This window comes from Streptomyces sp. 796.1, from assembly GCF_047525675.1.
Taxonomy (GTDB): Bacteria; Actinomycetota; Actinomycetes; order Streptomycetales; family Streptomycetaceae; genus Streptomyces.
The window spans coordinates 176,756-197,306 of sequence record NZ_JBLIWA010000004.1 but is presented as its reverse complement, the minus strand read 5'-3'; the positions used below and the strand labels follow the sequence as shown (position 1 = coordinate 197,306).

The following is a 20,551-nucleotide window of genomic DNA, read 5'->3' as shown; positions in this document are numbered from 1 at the left end:
TGCGCCCGGGCGGCGCCCGCCCCGTGCGCTACAGCGCTTCCTTGCGCGTCAGGTACGAGAAGGACAGCCAGCCCGGCAGCACCGGCAGCCAGAACGTCATCAGGCGGAACAGCAGCACCGCGGGCGCCGCCGTGTCGTACGGGAGACCGGCGAAGGTGAGGCCGGCGATCAGGGCGGCCTCGACCGCGCCGACGCCGCCGGGGGTGGGCGCAGCCGACCCCAGCGCGTTGCCGGCGAGGAAGACCACCGCGATGCTCGCGTAGCTGAGCTCGCCGTCGAACGCGCGGATGGAGGAGTCCAGGCACATCACGAACGTCGCGGTCAGCAGCAACATGCCGCCGATGCCGGCGAACAGCTTCTGCGGGCGCTGGAGCAGGTCGAGCATGCGCGGGATGACGCCGGCGAACAGCGAGCGGACCCGGGTCGAGACGAACTTGCGCAGTGCCGGCACGGCCGTCACCACCAGTGCGAGGACCGCGGCCGTCAGCAGCCCGGCGATCACCGTGCGGGACGGCGAGAGGGTGGGGGTGCGCTCGGTCCCGGTGATGTAGCCGAAGGTGCCGAGCAGGATCACGTGGCTGGCCAGGCCGAAGAGCTGGGAGGCGCCGACGCTGGCGACCGCCTGCCCCGGGCGCACCCCGGCCCGTTGCAGGAAGCGGGTGTTCAGGGCCACGCCGCCGACCGCGGCCGGCGCGACCAGCTTCGCGAAGGAGGCGGCGACCTGCGCCAGCACGGTCCGCCCGAAGGGCACCTTCTCCGGTACGAAGCCGAGCAGGCTGATCGCCGCGCACACGTAGGTCAGACCGGAGAAGAACAGCGCGATGGCCACCCAGGCCCAGTTGGCCTCGCCTATCACCTGGCCCAGCTTGATGTGCGTGAACTGGGAGAGCAGGAAGTACGCGGCGAACGCGCCGGCGCAGAAGCTGACCAGCGTGCGCGGCTTGATGCGCTCCAGGCGTACCGGCTCTATGGGCGCCTGCGGACGCACCAACAGCACCTGCTGCCGGATCTGCGCCAGCAGGTCCTCTTCGCGCGCTTCTTCCAGCGCCTCGTCCGCGGCCCGCTTCTGGGCCTGCCGCTCCGCCTTGAGCGCCTTGCGCGCCTTGCGGTCCAGCGGCTCCACGTCGGCGCGTTCCTTGGCCGCGGCGGCCTCCGCCTCACGCTCCGCCTTCTCGGTACGGGCCGCCGCGAGCACCGCCTCGCGCTGCCGGCTCGCCCGCTCCCTGGCGAGGTGCCGGAGCGTGGCGCGGGTGGCGCGGTTGAGGGCGAGCGGCTGGAGCAGCGGCAGGCTGTCGGCGACCGCGTCCGGGCCGATGACCTCGACCGCCGCGGCCACCGAACGCTCGGCGCCCACCCGCAGCGCGAGCGTGGTGAGCAGTTGCGCGATGTCCATCCGCAGCACCAGGTCACCGGCGGCGATCTCACCGCCGCGCAGGTCCGAGACGATGACCCGGCCAAAACGATCCACCAGGATCGCGTCGCCCTCCAGCCTGCGGTGCGCGATCCGCCGCGACTGGAGCGCCCGCACCTGCTGCCAGGCGCCGGCCAGCAGCTCGTCGGTGATCCGCTCGTCGGGCAGCGCGTTCAGGGTCCGCCCGCCGGTGTGCTCGTACACCAGCATCACGGCGTCCGGGCCGAGCTCGGAGGTGGCGATCAGCTTGGGCGCGTTGGCCCCGGCGGCGATGGCCGCGTAGGCGAGCAGCGCTTCCTGCTCCAGGGCCTGGCGCAGCGACTGGAGGCTGCGGCGCTGGGTGATGGAGCGCAGCGCGAGCCGCTGCCAGGTGCGGTAGAAGAAGCCCTGCGCCTGTTGCTCGCGGTCCACGACGGTGACGTCCAGCGGTGGGCCGTCCTCCAGGGTGACCAGGTAGCGCCGGCCGCGGTCGGCACTGGCGGGTTGTTCGCCGCTGAGCCCCTCGTCCCAGCGCAGCGCGCTGACCGGGCTGAAGCCGACCCGGCGCAGACCGAGCAGCAGGTGCTGGCCGGTGGGCCGGACGTTGGGCGAGCCGACCGCGTACAGCGTGCCGTACGCCACCGTCCAGCCGATGAGCACCGTGATCAGGATGGAGAAGGGCGTGGTGTAGCGGCCGACCAGTACGGCGAACGCGTCGAGCAGCAGCACCACCCACATCGCCACCCGCCAGCGCGGCCTGCGGGCCATGCCGACGGCCGTCATGTACGCGATGACGGGGGCGAGGTAGCCGTGCACGGGGTCGGAGAAGGCGCCGCCCGGGGACTCCTGGGTCAGGGTCTCGCGCACCGAGTCGGGCGCCGAACGGGCCACCCACAGGTCGGTGGCGAGCGAGACGCCGTGCGCGAGTACGGCAGCGAGCACGCCGTCGGCGATCCGCAGCCCGTCGCGCTTGATCAGCCGTTCCATGGCGAACGCCACCGGAAGGATGAGCACCGCGACGCTCGACGCCAGGCCGGCGAACTCGATCAGCAGGTCGGGGGCCTGCCCGGCGCCCTTGCTGATGTCCTTCGCCAGACCGGTGGTCGTCCCGTGCGCGAACGCCGCCACGGCCAGGACGACGGCCAGGCCCAGCACCCCGAGCAACAGCTTGACCAGGTCGGACGGCCGGTGCACCCGGGCGGGCAGCAGCGGCTCGTCGACCGCGACCCGGTCCGCGGGCAACTCCGGCTCCTCACAGCGGTGCGCGCCGGTGGGGACGGGTTCGGCTGAGGTGTCGGTTTCGGGGGCGGCTTCGGGGGAGGGTTCGGTGGTGGGGCCGGCTTCGGTGCTGGTGCTGGTGCTGGTGCTGGTGCTGGTGCTGGGGCCGGTGTCGGCGGGGGCGTCGTCGGACGGCGGGGCGGGTCCCGTGGGCTTCGTGAGGTTCGGGGTCACGGATGCGGCGCCGGCCGCGGCGGGCCCGGGAGGGTCAGCGGGGCCGGGTTCCCCGGGGGGCCCGGCGGAACCGGCGGGCTCGGCCGGGGCCGCCGCCGGCTCGGCGGAATCCGTGGGCGCTACGGAACCGGCGGACTCTTCGGAAGGAGGCAGCGCGGCGGGAGCACCGTCCCCTTCCGAAGGCTGCGCACCCTGCATCTCAGTCGTCTCTTCTTGATCTCGTATCACCTGTCACCGCCCGGACGATGGTGGCATGGCCGCGTGGCCGGGGCCGGCATCAGGGGGTACTTCGGGGGCGCGAAATACGGATGGTACGCGCCGTAGCACGGGTGCGCACACGGTGTGATCACGACGGCCGGCTGTCGGTGGCGTACGGCAGGATGAGCCGGATGAGCCGCCAGAGCGAGGAACGCCCCGAGCCGGACGAGCTGCCCGAGTACGCCGAACGGGTACTGGCCGTCGCCGAACTGATTCCGCCCGGCCGGGTGATGACCTACGGCGACGTCGCCGAGTGGTTGGCCCAGGAGATCGATCCGGATGCGCCCCCGATCGCCGGCGGCGGTGGCCGCGGCGTCGGCGGCCCGCGCCAGGTGGGGCGCGTGATGGCCACGTACGGCGACATGGGCCCGTGGTGGCGCGTGGTGCGCTCGGACGGTGCGCTGCTGCCCGGCCACGAGCGCGAGGCGTTGCAGCACTACCGGACCGAGGGCACCCCGCTCCGCGAGCCCGCGCGCGCGAGGGCCGCGGCTGCGGGGGCCGGGGCGGGTGTCGACTCCGATGCCGATGCGGGCGCCGACGGCCCGGGGCGGCCCCGGTACGGGCGGCCCGCCGGCCGCGCCGGTGATCGTTCCCGAGCGGCCCTGCCCCGCCTCGACATGCGACGGGCCCGCTGGGACGGGAACCGGCCGGACGCTCCGGACGCCGATGACCGGGCGTGAGGGGGGTGCGGCGGCGGGCGCTGCTTCCGCTGGCCCCGCCGGCCTTGCTTCCCCGGCTGGCGTTGCAGCCCTTGTCGGTTCGTGCGCGGGGCGCGGCAACGCGGTGTCGGGTGCCGGGCCTGCCGTGCGGGTGTCGGGCGCGGTGGCGCGTGTGATGCCGGTCGCGGTGTCGGGTGCGTCACCCCGGGGTGCGGGTTGTGGGCCCGCCGCGCGGTCGGTCGGGGGCCGCCGCCGTGCCGCGGTGCGCGCGCTGCCGGTCCGTGTGCGGCGGGCCGTGACGGGGCGGGGACCTGGGGCGTCGTGCGGTGCGTACGGGCCCGGGCGGGGCGCGGCGGGCGGCGCGTGGCGGTCCGGCGGGGCCGGTGCGGCGCTCTGCGGGGCCGGCCGGGTGCACACCGGCGGCGCTGTGGTGCGCACCGACTCTGGCGTAGCGTCGGGGGCGGCCGACGGCGGGTGGGCCCAGGGCGCCCCGGCGCGGCCGGGGCCGGACGCGTCCGGGGCCCGGTGGGGCACGCCGGGGCCGCCCGGGTGCGGCGCGGGGCGGCGCCCCGGCCGGGCCGCGACCCCGACCGACGTACGGCCGTAAGGCACCCAGCACGACCACCAGGACCGGCGAACCACGTGAGCTCCTCTTCCTCGTCCCATCCCCGGCGCGGGCCACAGGCCCCCGCGGGGCCGGGTGCTGCGGGCGGTGGAGCGCCCGGGAACGCCCAGGAGCCCGGAGCGGCGCCGGGCGCAGCGCACGCCCCCAGGCCCGGCCCGTCGGGCCCCGGCGGCTACCGCCTGGTCCGTACGCCGCCCGGGTCGGCCACTCCACCTGTGCTGGACGCCCGACAGCGCGCCGTGGTTGATCACGCAGGCGGACCGCTGTTGGTTCTCGCGGGGCCCGGTACCGGGAAGACGACCACGCTGGTGGAGGCCGTGGCGGCCCGGGTGCGCCGCGGCACCGACCCCGAGCGCGTCCTCGTCCTCACCTTCAGCCGCAAGGCGGCGGTCGCGCTGCGCGACCGGCTGGCGGTGCGGATCGGCACCGTCGCCACGCCCTGGGCGACCACCTTCCACTCCTTCTGTTACGCGCTGGTCCGCGCCCACCAGGACGCCGATCTGTTCGCCGATCCGCTGCGCCTGCTGTCCGGGCCCGAGCAGGACGTGGTGGTGCGCGAGCTGCTGGCCGGCCAGGCGGAACTTGAGGGTGCGGGCCGCGCCGCCGTCCGCTGGCCCGACGAACTGCGCGCCTGCCTGACCACCCGCGGCTTCGCCGACGAGGTGCGGGCCGTGCTCGCCCGCAGCCGGGAACTGGGCCTCGGCCCGCAGGCGCTCGGCGCCTTCGCCGCCCGCACCGGGCGTCCCGACTGGGGCGCGGCGGCTGACTTCCTCGCCGAGTACCTGGACGTGCTCGACGCACAGGGCGTGCTCGACTACGCGGAACTGGTGCACCGCGCGGTGCTGCTCGCGGAGCGGCCCGAGGTGGCCGCCGAACTGGCCGGCACGTACGACGCGATCTACGTCGACGAGTACCAGGACGCGGACGTCTCCCAGGTCCGCCTGTTGCGTGCGCTCGCCGGCGGCCTGGTGGCCCGCGGTGCGCGGGGCGGCCCCGCCGGTCCGGCGACGGACGGCGACGGTACGCGCGGGGGCGGGCGCGATGCCGTGCGCGAGGGTGCGTACGGCAGTGACGTACGGGGCGGGGCCGTCCGGAGCGGTGGGGCGCCGGCGGGCGGCGGCCCGGGTACGGCGCTGGTCGTGTTCGGCGACCCCGACCAGTCGATCTACGCCTTCCGCGGTGCGGACGTCGGCGGCATCCTGGGCTTCCCCGCGGCCTTCCCGCGGCCCGACGGCCGGCCGGCGGACGTAGCCGTGCTCAACACCGCGCACCGGGCCCGTGCCGGCCTGCTGGCGGCCACCCGTACGCTCGCCGGCCGGATGCCGCTCTCCCGGCTGCCGGCGGCCGTCGCGCGCGCCCACCGGGAGCTGACCGCGACCCGGGGCGGCGGCCGGGTCGAGGCGTACACCTACCCCACGCCCAGCGCCGAACTGGACAACGTCGCCGACATCCTGCGCCGCGCGCACCTGACCGACGGGGTGCCGTGGAGCGAGATGGCGGTGCTGGTCAGGGCTGGTGCGCGCGGGCTGCCCGGGGTGCGGCGCGCGCTGACCACCGCCGGTGTGCCGGTGGAGGTCGACGGTGACGACATCCCGCTGCGGCACGAGCCAGCGGTGGCCCCGCTGCTGACCGCCCTGCGCGCGGCGGCGACCGCGGCCCTCACCCCGAACGGACCGGCGCGCCCCGGCCCCCACCTGCCCCACCAGCGCACGAGCGCCGGGCCCGAGACGGCGCCCGTCGGTGCGGAGACGGGCACGGTGGCGGGCGCGGGGACGGGCACGTCGCCGGACGCGGAGGCGGCCCCCGACGCCGCCGGTGCGGGCCCCCAGCCCGCGGGTTGGCTCTCCGTGGAGACCGCGCTGACGCTGCTCGGGTCGCCGCTCGGCGGGATGGACGCGGCGGACCTGCGGCGCCTCGGGCGGGCCCTGCGTGAGGAGGAACGGGCCGCCGGCAGTCCGGTGCCCCGGCCGTCCGACGTACTGATCGCCGAGGCGCTGGCCGAACCGGAGCGGTTGGTCGCGCACGACCCGGCCTACGCGCGCGGTGCGCAACAACTGGGCCTGCTGCTCCGCACGGCGCGCGAAACGCTGGCCGCCGGCGGCACCGCCGAACAGGCGCTGTGGCGCCTGTGGGACGGCACGACCTGGCCGCGGCGGCTGGAGAACGCCGCCTGGCGCGGCGGGGCCGCGGGGCGCCTCGCCGACCGGGACCTGGACGCGGTGTGCGCGCTGTTCGAGACGGCCGCGCGCGCGGAGGAGCGCACCGGCGGCCGGGGCGCGCTCAACTTCCTCGAAGAGCTCGACGCACAGGACATCGCGGCCGACACGCTGGCCAGGCGCGCCGTGCGCCCCGACGCGGTGCGGCTGCTGACCGCGCACCGCGCCAAGGGCCTCCAGTGGCGGCTGGTGGTCGTCGCGGGTGTCCAGGAGGGGCTCTGGCCCGACCTGCGGCGCCGCGGTTCGCTCCTGGAGGCGGACCGGATCGGCCGCGACGGCATCGCCGAACCGATGCCGCCGGGCGCGCTGCTCGCCGAGGAGCGGCGGCTGTTCTACGTGGCGGCCACGCGCGCGCGTGAGCGGCTGGTGGTGACCGCGGTACGGGCGCCGGCCGACGACGGGGACCAGCCGTCACGGTTCCTGACCGAACTCGGCGTGGAACCCGTGGACGTGCTGCACCGCCCGCGGCGCCCGCTGTCGGTGCCCGCGCTCGTCGCCGAACTGCGCGCCACCACCGTCGACCCGCAGGCGTCCGCCGCGCTGCGGGACGCCGCGGCGCAGCGGCTGGCCAAGCTCGCCGCGCTGCGCGACGACGAGGGCCATCCACTGGTGCCGGCGGCGCACCCGTACCGCTGGTGGGGGCTGGCCGAGACCACCCGCAGCGCGGCGCCGCTGCGGGACCGTACGGCGCCGGTGACGCTGTTGGGCAGCGCGCTCGACCAGTTGGTCAACACCTGCTCGTTGCAGTGGTTCCTGGGGCGCGAGGTGAAGGCGGAGCCGCCGTCCACCGCCGCCCAGGGCTTCGGCAACGTCGTGCACGTACTCGCCGACGAGGTCGCGTCCGGCCGCACCCCGGCCGACCTCGCGGTGCTGATGGAACGGCTGGACTCGGTGTGGGACGCGCTCGCCTTCGACGCGCCCTGGAAGTCGCGGCAGGAGAAGGAGAACGCGCGGGCCGCCCTCGAACGCTTCCTGCACTGGCACGTCATGGAGCGCGGCGGGCGGACCGCGGTCGGCAGCGAGCACTCCTTCGACGTCACCCTTGAGGTGGCCGAGCACCGGGTGCGCATCCGCGGCTCCATGGACCGGGTGGAGCGGGACGCGGACGGGCGCGCGTACGTGGTGGACTTCAAGACCGGCAAACAGCCCGTCACCCGGGACGCCGTGGCGCACCACCCGCAGCTCGCCGTCTACCAGCTCGCGGTGCGCGAGGGCGCCGTGGACGACCTGTTCGGCGGGGTCCGCCCGGAGCCCGGCGGCGCGGAACTCGTCCAGTTGCGCCAGGGCGCGGCCCGCAAGGCCGGCGGCGAGACGCTGCCCAAGGTCCAGGCGCAGGAGCCGCTGCCGCCGGTGTCCGCCACGCCCCACCCGACGGACGGGGGCGCCGGCCAGGACTCCCCGGGGCCCGCGTCTTCCGACGGACCGGCCCCTGCCGACGGGGCTGCCGCCGACGGCGCCGTGGGGGGCACCACAGGGGCCGCCGCTGGCAACGCCGCGGGGAGCTGGGTGGGCGACCTGCTGGCCACGGCGGCGGGCCGGGTGCTGGACGAGTACTTCCCGCCGACCGCCGGCGACCACTGCAACCGCTGCGCCTTCCGCACCTCCTGCGGCGCCCGCCCGGAGGGCCGGCACGTGGTGGAGTGACGGGCGGGCCGGGGCCGCTCGGCTGGCGGCCCGCTCGGGGGCGGCCGGCGCGGTGCAGACCGCTGTCCGCCCTGGTCAGCCGCGATTGTCAGAGCCGGGCATTAGCCTTTCTGGGGTGTCGACCCAACTCACCGATCCCGAGCAGCTCAAGGAGTTGCTGGGCATCCCGTTCACCCCGGAGCAGGTGGCGTGCATCACCGCGCCGCTCGCGCCGCAGGTGATCGTGGCCGGGGCCGGTTCGGGGAAGACGACGGTGATGGCCGCGCGGGTGGTGTGGCTAGTGGGTACGGGACAGGTCGCCCCCGAGCAGGTGCTCGGTCTCACCTTCACCAACAAGGCGGCCGGCGAGCTGGCCGAGCGGGTGCGCAAGGCGCTGCTCCGGGCGGGCATCGGCGAGCCGACCGGTGCGGAGGCCGGCGGTGGCACCCGCAGTGGTCGTGGCGGCGGCCGGGACACCCACGGCCGGGCTCCTGCTCCGTACGGCATCGCAAGCGGTGCGGAGGACGAGGTTCCGGGCGAGCCGCGGATCTCCACGTACCACGCCTTCGCAGGTCAGCTCCTGAAGGACCACGGACTGCGGATCGGCGTCGAACCCGGCGCGCGGCTGCTCGCGGACGCGACCAGGTTCCAGCTCGCGGCGCGCGTGCTGCGCGCCGCGCCCGGCCCGTATCCGGCGCTCACCCGCTCCTTCGCCGACCTGGTCACGGACCTGTTGGCGCTCGACGGCGAACTGGCCGAGCACCTGGTCCCGGTCGAGCGGCTGCGGGAGTACGACACGGCGCTGCTCACCACCCTCGGCGAGGCCAAGCTCACCAACGACGACCTGCGCAAGGCCCCCGACACGGCGCTGGCCCGGCTGGAACTCCTCGGCCTCGTCGAGCGCTACCGCGCCGAGAAGCGCCGCCTTGACCTGCTGGACTTCGGCGACCAGATCGCCCTCTCCGCCGCCCTGGCCCGCAACCACCCGGAGGTCGGCCGGGCCCTGCGCGCGGAGTTCGCCGTCGTCCTGCTCGACGAGTACCAGGACACGTCGGTGGCGCAGCGGCTGCTGCTGTCCAGCCTGTTCGGCGCGGGCGATGCGGGCGGCACGGACGCGGCACACGCGGGGGCGGACGGCGCAGGTGCGCGGGCCGGCGCGACGGCGGGCGGCGGCATCGGGCACGCCGTCACCGCCGTGGGCGACCCCTGCCAGGCGATCTACGGCTGGCGCGGTGCCTCCGTCGCCAACCTGGACGACTTCCCGCTGCACTTCCCCCGCACCACCGGGCCGCGCCCCGCGGCATCGCCCACGGAACCCGGCACGGAATCCGGTACGCCAACCCGTACGCCGTCTCGTACGGACGCCGCCGAGGCCACGCAGCGCGGGCCCGCCCCCGCGGCTTCCGACGCGGACACCACGGGCGCCACCGGGCCCTCCGCCCCGGCCACCGCGTCCCCTGCCCCGACCGGCACGCCGACAGCAGCCCCGGCCACCGCCCCGGCCGAGCGGTTCTCGCTGAGTGAGAACCGGCGCAGCGGCGGCCGGCTGCTGGAGCTCGCCAATCGGCTCGCCGCCCCGCTCCGCGCGCGTCACGCGGGCGTGGCGGCGCTGCGGCCGGCCCCGGGCGCGGAGGGCGAGGGGCTGGTGCGCTGCGCCCTGCTGCCCACCCACGCCGACGAGATGGCCTGGCTCGCCGATTCGATCGCCCACCTGGTGCGTACGGGCACCGCGCCGGGCGAGATCGCCGTGCTGTGCCGCACCGCCGCGGACTTCGGCGAGATCCAGGGCGCCCTGGTGGCGCGCGACGTACCGGTCGAGGTGGTCGGCCTGTCCGGTCTGCTGCACCTGCCGGAGGTCGCCGACCTGGTCGCGGTGTGCGAGGTGCTCCAGGACCCGACGGCCAACGCCGCCCTGGTCCGGCTGCTCACCGGCCCGCGCTGGCGCATCGGCGCGCGTGACCTGGCGCTGCTCGGGCGCCGTGCCCGGACCCTGGTGGGGCGCGACCACGCGGGCCCCGCGCAGGACGCGGACCGCCGGCTGGCCGAGGCGGTCGAGGGCGTCGACCCGGCCGAGGCGATCTCGCTCGCGGACGCGCTCGACACCTTCGTCACGGACACGGCCACCCCACAGGCGGGCCCCGCCGCCCCGCCCGCGCTGCCCGACTCGCACGCGCCGGCCGACCCGCAGGACGCCGGCGCGGGCCAGGACCTGCGGGACCGGGGCGAGGCGGGCCAGGCGGGCCAGGCCGCAGGGGCCGACCTGCCGTTCTCCCCGCAGGCCAGGGTCCGTTTCGCGCGGCTCGCCGCCGAGCTGCGCGAACTGCGCCGCTCACTGGGCGATCCGCTGATGGACGTGCTGCACCGCATCCTCGCGGTCACCGGCCTTGAGGTCGAACTGTCCGCGTCCCCGCACGCGCTGGCCGCCCGCCGCCGCGAGACGCTCGGCAACTTCCTGGACGTGGCCGCCGGGTTCGCCACCCGCGCCGGCGGGTCGCCGGTGGCCGACGGCGCGCCCACGCTGCTGGCGTTCCTCGGCTTCCTGCGCACCGCGGCCCAGTACGAGAAGGGCTTGGACAACGCGCTGCCGGGCGGCGAGAACACCGTGAAGGTGCTCACCGCGCACAAGTCCAAGGGCCTGGAGTGGGACGTGGTGGCGGTCCCCGGCCTGGTGACCAAGACGTTCCCCAGCGAGCAGGCGCGCGAGGCGTGGACGGCCAGCGCCAAGGTGCTCCCGCACGCGCTGCGCGGCGACGCCGACACCCTCCCCGACGTGTCGAGCTGGGACGCGAAGGGGCTCGCGGCGTTCAAGGCCGCGATGAAGGAACACCAGCGCACCGAGGAACTCCGCCTCGGCTACGTGACCTTCACCCGTCCCCGCTCCCTGCTGCTCGGCTCGGGACACTGGTGGGGCCCGTCGCAGAAGCGTCCGCGCGGCCCCTCCGCGTTCCTGACCGCGCTGCGGGAGCACTGCGAGGCGGGCGACGGGGAGATCGAGGTGTGGGCCGACGAGCCGGCCCCCGGCGAGCAGAACCCGGCCCTGCAAGACCCCGAGCCCGACCAGCCGTCGCGCGCCGACCGCCGCTGGCCGCTGCCGCTCGACGCCACGGCACTGGACCGCCGCCGCCGCGCGGCCGAAGCGGTCCTCACCCACCTCGACCACCAGCCCCCGCCCCCCGCCACCAGCCCCGCCGCGGGCCACCGGCCGAGCCACCTCGCGCCCGCGCGCGACACCTCCGATCCCAAGGCGTACCCCGAGCCGTACGGGGCGGGCCCGCTGGCGCCAGAGCCGTACGAGCCCGAGCCGTACGAGGCAGCCGCCCCCACCGAGCCCCCCGCCGCGCCCGCGTCCGCGTACGACGACCCGTACGCCGAACCACCGGAAGACCCGTACGGCGAGGACCCCTACGGCGAGGACCCGTACGCCGCAGACCCGTACGGCGAGGACTCCTACGCCGCAGACCCGTACGCCGGAGACCCGTACGCCGATCCGTACACCGCCCCCGACGCCGCCCCGGACGGCGAACAGCACGCCCCGTACGACACCGCGCACGCCCCCGCGCCCGACGGCCACCGCCACGGTCGCAGCCATCCCGACGGCCCCGACGGCGGGCGGTCCTCCGCCTCCTCCGCCTCCTCCGCCGCGCCCGAGGTCGGCCCGGCCGTCGGGCGCGGTGGCGCGGAACGGCCCGCGGGGGCCGGCGCGGCGGCGCTGCTGCCCGAAGAGGCGCGGCTTGCCGCCTCCTGGGACCGGGACCTGGAGGTGCTGGCCAAGGAGTTGCGCCGGGCCAGGGCCACGGTGCGCGAGGTGCCCGTGCCGGCGGCGCTGAGCGCCACCCAGCTCCTGCGGCTCGCCGCCGACCCGGACGGCTTCGCGCGCGAGCTGGCCCGCCCGATGCCGCGCCCGCCGCGGCCCGCCGCGCGCCGCGGCACCCGGTTCCACGCCTGGGTCGAGTCGCGGTTCGAGGCGCTGCCGCTGCCCCTGCTCGGCCCCGAGGACCTGCCGGGCGCCGAGGAGTACGGCGCCGACCCCGAAGGCGACGGCTGGGACCTGGACGCGCTCAAGGAGGCGTTCAACCGCACCCCGTACGCCCGGCGCACGCCGTACCGCATCGAGGCGCCCTTCCACCTCACCCTCGCGGGACGTGTCGTCCGGGGTCGTATAGACGCGGTCTACCGCCACCGCCTGCCGTCCACCGAGCCGCACGGGGCGGCCACCACCCTGGCCGGCACTCCGGCCCGCGGCCCTTCGACCGGCGACCCCGGCGACGCCCCGCAGGGCATATCCACCGCGGCGCCGTCCGCCCCTGCCGCGCACCAGGACGCCCCGCCACCGCAGGCCCCGCACTCGCACCCGTACGCGTACGAGATCGTCGACTGGAAGACCAACCGGGCCCAGGACGCCGACCCGCTCCAGCTCGCCGTCTACCGGCTGGCCTGGGCGGAACAGCACGGCCTCCCGCTGTCCGCGGTCACGGCGACCTTCCTCTACGTGCGCACCGGGGAGATCGTCCGCCCCACCCCGCTGCCCGGCCGCGCCGAGATAGAACGCATCCTGCTCGGCGAGCCCGTCACCCCCGGGGAGCGCACTGACCGCAGCCGGCCCGCGGAGCGCACCCGGGCACCGGGGCCGACCTGAAGGACCCGGCCGCCCCACGCCAAAACCCCGCCCCCGCGGTGGTGAGCCTCACACCGTCGTGGAGCGGTGCGCGGGCGGGGGCCACGGCGGGGTGCGGGCGGCCCGGCCGGGCCGTGCGGAGGGGTGCGCGTGCCGGTCGCAGCGGGCAGGCCGGGGCGCCGACGGGCAGGTCACGGGAGGGGTTTGGCGGCGAGTACGGGGCGGAGCCGGCACCGCCGCACCACCGCGTGCGCGCCGCCGCCCGGCCCGGCCGCGGGCCCCTAACCCCGGCGAGGAGGTCCCGCCGAGGCGGCTAGGCTCGTCACCATGAGCACCACCCCGGACGACGCTGTCCGCGCCTATGTCGATGCCCATCGCGCCGAGTTCCTCGACGACCTCGCCGCCTGGCTGCGCATCCCCTCCGTATCGGCCGATCCCGGCCGCGCCGGTGACGTCCGGCGCAGCGCCCAGTGGCTGGCGGACAGGCTCACGACCACCGGTTTCCCGACGGTGGAGGTCTGGGAGACGGCGGGCGCCCCGGCGGTGTTCGCCGAGTGGCCGTCCGATGATCCGCACGCCCCCACGGTCCTCGTCTACGGCCACCACGACGTGCAGCCCGCGGCGCTGGCCGACGGCTGGCACAGCGAGCCGTTCGAGCCGCAGGTGCGCGACGGCAAGCTGTACGCGCGCGGCGCGGCCGACGACAAGGGGCAGGTGCTCTTCCACACGCTCGGCGTCCGGGCCCACCTGGCCGCCACCGGCCGCACCGCGCCCGCCGTCCACCTCAAGCTGCTCGTCGAGGGCGAGGAGGAGTCCGGTTCGCCGCACTTCCCCGCCCTGGTCAGCGCCCGCGCCGACCGACTGCGCTGCGATGCGGTCGTCGTCTCCGACACCGGCATGTGGTCCGCGGACACCCCGACGGTCTGCACCGGCATGCGCGGCCTCGCCGACTGCCAGATCGACCTGTACGGGCCCGACCAGGACATCCACTCGGGCTCCTTCGGCGGCGCGGTGCCCAACCCCGCGATGGAGGCGGCCAGGCTCGCCGCCGGCCTGCACGACGCCGACCTGCGGGTGGCCATACCCGGCTTCTACGACGGCGTGGTCGAACTCACCGACCGCGAGCGCGAGCTCTTCGCCGAGCTCCCCTTCGACGAGGCCGAGTGGCTGCGCACCGCGCACTCGCACGCCACCGCGGGCGAGGCGGGGTTCACCACCCTCGAACGGCTCTGGGCCCGGCCGACCGCCGAGGTCAACGGCATCGGCGGCGGCTACCAGGGCCCCGGCGGCAAGACCATCGTGCCCGCCACCGCCCAACTCAAGCTGTCGTTCCGGCTGGTGGAGGGCCAGGACGCGGACCAGGTCCAACAGGCGGTGCGGGACTGGGTGGCCGACCGGCTGCCCGCCGGCATCCGGCACGAGATCACCTTCTGGGGCGCGACCCGCCCCTGTCTGACCCCGCTCGACCACCCCGCGCTCCGCTCGGTCGTACGGGCCATGGAGCGCGCCTTCGACCGGCCGGTCCGCTTCACCCGCGAGGGCGGCTCGGGCCCGGCCGCCGACCTGCGCGACGTGCTGGGCGCACCGGTGCTGTTCCTGGGCATCTCGGTGCCGTCCGACGGCTGGCACGCCCCGAACGAGAAGGTCGAACTCGACCTGCTGATGAAGGGTGTCGAGAGCGCCGCCTACCTGTGGGGTGACCTCGCCGAGAGTTGGCGGGTGCCGGTGACCGGGTAACGGGCCGGGCGGCGGCCCGGAAGGCGTGTCCGCAACGGTGCGCTCGGCGCGGCGCGTCCGGCGCGTACAGACAGCTCGCACGGAGGCACGGACGGACAGCACGCACGCACGGACGACGCTTACGGACGACGTGCGCGGGCGGCCCGGACGGACGGCCCGTGCGGGCGGGGCGCGAGGTCGGTCTTGTGGCCGGTCCGTGCGACTGGTTCGTACGGGCGACCCGCGCGGACGGTCTGTGCGGCCGGTTCGGATGCGCCGCCCGCGCCGGTCCCGGCCGCCGACCGGGGCGGCCGAACCCCGGCCCACCGCCGGACGGCCACGGACCACCGACCCCGGACACCGCCCGGGAGCGGGCGGGACCGACCGGGGCCGGGCAGCGGGCGGGACCGCGCCCCGCGCGCCCGCCAGGGCCTGGCAACCGGCCCCGTGGACCCGCCCGGGGCCCCGGAGCCGGCGACCTGGCCACGGTCCGGACCGTACGGGCCACACCCCACCCGGCAGCGGGCCGGCCACCAGCCGGCCGCCCGCCGGCGCCCCACCACCCCGCGGGCGCCGTGCGGACACCGGCCGGGACGCACGACCCCGGCCGCTCGCTGGCCGGACCGCACGCCAGGGCGCAGCCCGACCGCACGCCCGGCCTCCCGGCCCGGGGGCGCGGCCGGGGAAGCCCGACCGGTACGAGGGCTTGACCAGGACGAGCGCGAGGCCGGGAAGAGAGCACAGCCATGAACCGTTCACATAGGGGGAGTTGGAAGTAACGTGACCACCTGGACCGAACGACCCGCCGGCCTGCCCATCCCGCTCACCGCCGAGAGCGGCATCGACCGCGCGGCACACCACCGGCTGGACGAGGCGTGGCTGGCCGCCGCCTGGAGCCACCCCAGCACCCGCGTCTTCGTGATCTCCGGCGGGCAGGCGCTGGTCGACGACACCCCCGACGGCCGGACGGAACTGGTGATGACACCGGCCTTCGAGGCCCCCGTCACCGAGACCCACCGCTACTTCCTCGGCACCGACGCCGAGGGCGTGCGCTACTTCGCGCTCCAGAAGGACGCCCTGCCGGGCCGCATCGACCAGTCGGCGCGCCCGGCCGGGCTGCGCGAGGCCGGCGCCCTGCTCTCCGAACGCGACACCGGGCTGCTGGTGCACGCCGTCGCCCTGGAGAACTGGCAGCGACTGCACCGCTTCTGCTCGCGCTGCGGCGAGCGCACCGTGATCGCCGCGGCCGGTCACATCCGCCGCTGCCCGGCCTGCGGCGCCGAGCACTACCCGCGCACCGACCCCGCCGTGATCATGCTGGTCACCGACGACCAGGACCGGGCGCTGCTCGGCCGCCAGGTGCACTGGCCGGAGGGCCGCTTCTCCACCCTCGCCGGCTTCGTCGAACCGGGCGAGTCCATCGAGCAGGCGGTGGTCCGCGAGGTGGCCGAGGAGGTCGGCGTCACCGTCGGCTCCGTCGAGTACGTCGGCAGCCAGCCCTGGCCCTTCCCCTCCAGCCTGATGCTCGGCTTCATGGCCCGCGCCACGACCTCGGACATCCAGGTCGACGGCGAGGAGATCCACGAGGCCCGCTGGTTCTCCCGCGAAGAGCTCCGCAAGGCGTACGAGTCGGGCGAAATGCTGCCTCCGTACGGCATCTCCATCGCCGGCCGCCTCCTCGAACTCTGGTACGGCAAGCCACTGGCCGAGGACGGCCCGGGAAGCGTCGAGGGCTGAGCACGGCGGCCCCGGAGCGGGTGCCGTCGGGCCGGGGCTGAGCTGACGGTGGCCCCGGGGTCGGGCCGGGGCGGGCTCAGGGGAGCGCTTCGGGCCGGCCGGGCCGACTGGGCGCAGTCGGGGCCCGGGGTGGGCAGGGGGGGGCGGTGCTGGTGGGCCGAGCCGGGTGCGGCTGCGTGGGCTCCGTCGGTCCGGGCCTGGTGGGGCCGTGTGGGCTTCGCCGGGCGGGGCGGTTCGACACTCTGCACGCGCCCGCTCACGCGCGTATGAGCGCGCTCCGTCGGCCCGACGCCGACAGCCCCGCCCTCATCGGAGGGCTGCGTGGGGTCTGGCCTGGGCGGGCGGCTGGCGGGTTGCCTGGGGTCTGACTCGGGCGGGCGGCTGGTGGGCTGCGGGCGGTGCGGACGTTGCGATCTGTGCGGGGTCCGTCCCGGGCTGCTCGGGCTGCTCTGCCGCCTCGTACGCGCCCGCCCACGCGCGTACGGAGCGCCTGCTGAACCGGCAGCACCTGGCCCGCACCGCACCGCCGTACGCGCGCAGGTGCACGTACCGGCCATGGCCAGGGCACGGTCGGAGTGGCCGCCAGCCGCACGCGCACGCGGACGTACCCGCGCCGACCCACTCGGCCCCGCCTACCCCCGCGCCCTCACCCGTGCCGGGCGCGCTGCCAGGCGCACTCGTGCCGGCCGCGCTGGCAGGCGCCCCATACGGCGAGTCCCCGGCCGGTCGTCGTACCGGTCGGGGACTCGGGGCGCCCGTCAGCGCGCGGGCCGCGTCGTTCGGCTCAGACGCCGAGCTTCTCCTTGACCTGTGCCAACGACGGGTTGGGGAGCGCCGAACCGTCCGGGAAGAGCACGGTGGGCACGAGCTGGTTGCCGTTGTTCACCTGCTCCACGAACTTCGCCGACTCCGGGTCCTGCTCGATGTTGATCTCCGTGTACGCGATTCCCTCGCGCTCCATCTGGCCCTTGAGGCGGCGGCAGTAGCCGCACCAGGTGGTGCTGTACATCGTCACAGTGCCCGACATCGGTCCTCGCGCTCCTTGGGTTGGCTCTCGTCGCGGTTGCGGTCGTACAACGCGCACCCACCCCCGGCCATTCCCACCGCGCCCCCGCCGCATCCGTCACGGCGCCGCCCCGCATCCCGCACGGGGCCGACCCGGGGCTGACAGAGCCTCCACCCAGCGCCCGGCGCCGTACCCGAAACGGCGCCGCCAGCGTGACAACAGCAACAGCAACAGCAACAGCAACAGCGACAGCAACAGCGACAGCGACAGCGACAGCGACAACAGTGATGGCATCGGCTGCCATGGCGGCATCAGCGGCATCCGGTACGCGCACGGCCCGGGCGGCCCCGACCTCGACGCCTCGACCCGGCGGCCCGGCCGTCGCCCTCCGCACCGCCCACCGCCACGCGGCATTAATACGACCGCAACCCCTGGGCTGTGGACAACCGGGCCGCGCCCCTCCCGGCACCTGGCAGCATGGCGGGGTGACAGCAAGCAACGCACCCCTCGCCCCGGGCGGCGGCCACCCCGCGCTCTTCCCGGGCGCCCCGGACTCCGCCGACGCGGTGCTGGACGGCCTCGACCCCGAGCAGCGCGAGGTCGCCACGGCCCTGCACGGCCCGGTGTGCGTGCTCGCGGGCGCCGGCACGGGCAAGACCCGGGCGATCACGCACCGGATCGCCTACGGGGTGCGTGCGGGCATCCTCCAGCCCGCCAGCGTCCTCGCCGTGACCTTCACCAACCGGGCCGCCGGCGAGATGCGCGGACGCCTGCGGCAACTGGGCGCGAGCGGCGTCCAGGCCCGCACGTTCCACTCGGCGGCGCTGCGCCAGTTGCACTACTTCTGGCCGCGCGCGATCGGCGGCGAGATGCCCCGCCTCGTGGAGCGCAAGGCGCAGCTCGTCGCGGAGGCCGCCGCCCGCTGCACCATCCGCCTGGACCGCAGCGAGCTGCGCGACGCCACCAGCGAGATCGAGTGGTGCAAGGTCACCCAGACCGTTCCCGAGGAGTATCCGGCGGCCATCGCCAAGGCCGCCCGCGAAGCCCCCCGCGACCCGGCCGAGACCAGCCGGATCTACGCGATGTACGAGCAGCTCAAGCGGGACCGCGGCGTCATCGACTTCGAGGACGTGCTGCTGCTCACGGTCGCCGTGCTCCAGGACCGGCTGGACATCGCCGACCAGGTGCGCGCCCAGTACCAGCACTTCGTCGTCGACGAGTACCAGGACGTCAGCCCGCTCCAGCAGCGGCTGCTCGACCTGTGGCTCGGCGACCGGGACGACCTGTGCGTCGTCGGCGACGCCAGCCAGACCATCTACTCCTTCACCGGCGCCACCCCCGACCACCTGCTGGACTTCCGCACCCGCCACCCGGGGGCCACCGTCGTCAAGCTCGTCCGCGACTACCGCTCCACCCCCCAGGTCGTCCGCCTCGCCAACGGCCTGCTCGCCGCGGCCCGCGGCCGTGCCGCCGAGCACCGCCTGGAACTGCTCTCCCAGCGCGACCCGGGCCCCGACCCCGGATACGCGGAGTACGCGGACGAGCCCGCGGAGGCCGAGGGCACCGCCCGCCGCATCGGCGCCCTCCTCGACGCGGGCGTCCCGGCGAGCGAGATCGCCGTGCTCTACCGCATCAACGCCCAGTCGGAGGTCTACGAACAGGCCCTCGCCGACCAGGGCATCCCCTACCAGATGCGCGGCGGCGAGCGGTTCTTCGAGCGGGCCGAGGTGCGCGAGGCGGGGCTGCTGCTGCGCGGCGCGGCCCGCGCCGGCGGGGCGGCGCCCGGCCTGGAGGACGCCGACATACCCGCGCAGGTGCGCGCCGTCCTCGGCACCCGGGGCTGGACGCCACAGCCCCCGGTGGGCGCCGGCGCGGTCCGGGAGCGCTGGGAGTCGCTGGCCGCGCTGGTCCGCCTCGCAGAGGAGTTCGTCGGGGCCCGGCCCGAGGCCACCCTGCGGGACTTCGTCACCGAACTCGACGAGCGCGCCGCCGCCCAGCACGCCCCGACCGTCGAGGGCGTGACCCTGGCCTCCCTGCACACGGCCAAGGGCCTGGAGTGGGACGCGGTGTTCCTGGTCGGTCTCACCGAGGGCATGATGCCGATCAGCCACGCCAAGACCGACCAGCAGATCGAGGAGGAGCGGCGACTGCTGTACGTCGGGGTCACCCGGGCCCGCCAGCACCTCACGCTGTCCTGGGCGCTCTCGCGCTCCCCGGGCGGGCGGCCGAACCGGCGCCCCAGCCGCTTCCTGGACGGCCTGCGGCCCGGCTCCGGGACCGGCGCCGCCGCCCGCTCCAGCGCCCCGGGGACCGCCCGTGGCTCGGCGGGCGTCGAGCGCGGCGCCACCGTGCGACGGCGCCCGCGGGGCCCGGTGCGCTGCCGGGTGTGTGGCAGGTCACTGACGGACCCGGGCGAGATGAAGCTGATGCGCTGCGAGGACTGCCCGTCCGAGCTCGACGAGGGGCTGCACGACCGGCTCGTCGACTGGCGGGCGGAGCAGGCCGCCCGGCTGGGCCAGCCGGCGTACTGCGTCTTCACCGACAAGACGCTGCTGGCCATCGCCGAGGCCACCCCGGAGACCGAGGCCGAGCTCTCGGCGATCCCCGGGGTCGTCGCCCGCAAACTCCGCACGTACGGCCCTGACGTGCTCGCCCTGTGCGCGGGGGAGGATCCGGCGGCTCTCGAAGAGGCCCGAAAAAACTCGTCGAAAAAATAGTTTGCGCGCGTGGAGGGCCTAGCCATAGCCTTCCGAGCACGGAGACAACGGGCCTTCCGAGACCCGATGGATTCATGTTCTACTGACCTAGATGGACAGGTCCCACCGGACCGGTCCCGAGAGCCGAGAGGAGGCGAAGACCAAATGATCACTTACTACATCACCACCAAAGCAACCGATCGCTCGGTCATCGCCGCCTGCCCGCTCGGCTTCTCTGCACAGGGCACCGGTGTGTCCAGCTTCGGCGCGTCCGAGTTCGGCGCTTTCGCCTTCGGTACGCCCGCTGCACGTCCGGAATCCCTGGCCACCCTGCTGGCTCGGGGACTCCGCAGCGAGCGACCGACCCAGGCACCGGCAGTAGCAGCAGTGGCTAAGGCCAAGACCTACGCCATGGCAGCGGCTAATGGTGCCGAAATCTCGACGCAGCACCCCCAGATGTGGGCCTCTCGCGGGCTTGATCCCTGGAGTGATCCAACCTGATCGGCGATCAGGTCGGCACCTTCCAGGGCCGCGAAACCCACACCGGGTTTCGCGGCC

Annotated in this window: 10 protein-coding genes; 7 read left to right on the top strand and 3 right to left on the bottom strand. The window is 75.8% G+C overall.

The features are described from left to right. Positions 1-28: 28 nt before the first annotated feature. A complete protein-coding gene (locus tag ACMA1D_RS05130) occupies positions 29-3,040 on the bottom strand; it encodes a flippase-like domain-containing protein (protein ID WP_414722647.1) in 3,012 nt (1,003 codons plus the stop codon). A gap of 191 nt (positions 3,041-3,231) precedes the next feature. On the opposite strand from ACMA1D_RS05130, the gene ACMA1D_RS05125 reads away from it, so the two are divergent. The 5 genes from ACMA1D_RS05125 to nudC all read left to right on the top strand — a co-directional run bounded on the left by ACMA1D_RS05125 (position 3,232) and on the right by nudC (position 16,291). Continuing rightward, positions 3,232-3,780, top strand: a complete 549-nt coding sequence (locus tag ACMA1D_RS05125; protein WP_414722646.1) for an MGMT family protein — start codon at positions 3,232-3,234, stop codon at positions 3,778-3,780. An 843-nt stretch (positions 3,781-4,623) separates the two neighbouring features. Next, positions 4,624-8,244: an ATP-dependent helicase gene (locus ACMA1D_RS05120; protein ID WP_414722645.1), complete on the top strand. Its 3,621-nt coding sequence runs from the start codon at positions 4,624-4,626 to the stop codon at positions 8,242-8,244. Between the two features lie 115 nt (positions 8,245-8,359). Then, positions 8,360-12,859: a UvrD-helicase domain-containing protein gene (locus tag ACMA1D_RS05115; RefSeq protein ID WP_414722644.1), complete on the top strand. Its 4,500-nt coding sequence runs from the start codon at positions 8,360-8,362 to the stop codon at positions 12,857-12,859. A 306-nt stretch (positions 12,860-13,165) separates the two neighbouring features. Then, the gene (locus ACMA1D_RS05110; RefSeq protein ID WP_414722643.1) at positions 13,166-14,575 is read left to right on the top strand and encodes a dipeptidase; all 1,410 of its coding nucleotides are present in this window, start codon (positions 13,166-13,168) and stop codon (positions 14,573-14,575) included. Positions 14,576-15,334: 759 nt separating this feature from the next. After that, on the top strand, positions 15,335-16,291 hold the full coding sequence (gene nudC / locus ACMA1D_RS05105) for an NAD(+) diphosphatase (RefSeq protein ID WP_414722642.1): 957 nt from the start codon (positions 15,335-15,337) through the stop codon (positions 16,289-16,291). A gap of 784 nt (positions 16,292-17,075) precedes the next feature. On the opposite strand, the gene ACMA1D_RS05100 is transcribed toward nudC, so the two are convergent. Next, a complete protein-coding gene (locus ACMA1D_RS05100) occupies positions 17,076-17,318 on the bottom strand; it encodes a mycoredoxin (RefSeq protein ID WP_349996711.1) in 243 nt (80 codons plus the stop codon). A 96-nt stretch (positions 17,319-17,414) separates the two neighbouring features. Then, positions 17,415-17,591, bottom strand: coding sequence for a hypothetical protein (locus tag ACMA1D_RS05095; protein WP_414722641.1), 177 nt, complete (start codon positions 17,589-17,591; stop codon positions 17,415-17,417). A 191-nt stretch (positions 17,592-17,782) separates the two neighbouring features. Here ACMA1D_RS05095 and ACMA1D_RS05090 point away from each other — a divergent pair, with 191 nt between their 5' ends. Then, on the top strand, positions 17,783-20,014 hold the full coding sequence (locus ACMA1D_RS05090; protein ID WP_414722640.1) for an ATP-dependent DNA helicase UvrD2: 2,232 nt from the start codon (positions 17,783-17,785) through the stop codon (positions 20,012-20,014). Positions 20,015-20,158: 144 nt separating this feature from the next. Then, positions 20,159-20,494 carry a hypothetical protein gene (locus tag ACMA1D_RS05085; RefSeq protein ID WP_414722639.1) on the top strand — a complete coding sequence of 112 codons (336 nt, stop codon included), beginning with the start codon at positions 20,159-20,161 and terminating at the stop codon, positions 20,492-20,494. The last annotated feature ends 57 nt before the right edge of the window (positions 20,495-20,551 follow it).

Coding starts and splice junctions, on each gene's coding strand:
- ACMA1D_RS05130 (WP_414722647.1), bottom strand. CDS start 3,040: ATGCAGGGTGCGCAGCCTTCGGAAGGGGACGGTGCTCCCGCCGCGCTG.
- ACMA1D_RS05125 (WP_414722646.1), top strand. CDS start 3,232: ATGAGCCGCCAGAGCGAGGAACGCCCCGAGCCGGACGAGCTGCCCGAG.
- ACMA1D_RS05110 (WP_414722643.1), top strand. CDS start 13,166: ATGAGCACCACCCCGGACGACGCTGTCCGCGCCTATGTCGATGCCCAT.
- ACMA1D_RS05100 (WP_349996711.1), bottom strand. CDS start 17,318: ATGTCGGGCACTGTGACGATGTACAGCACCACCTGGTGCGGCTACTGC.
- ACMA1D_RS05095 (WP_414722641.1), bottom strand. CDS start 17,591: ATGCCATCACTGTTGTCGCTGTCGCTGTCGCTGTCGCTGTTGCTGTCG.
- ACMA1D_RS05085 (WP_414722639.1), top strand. CDS start 20,159: ATGATCACTTACTACATCACCACCAAAGCAACCGATCGCTCGGTCATC.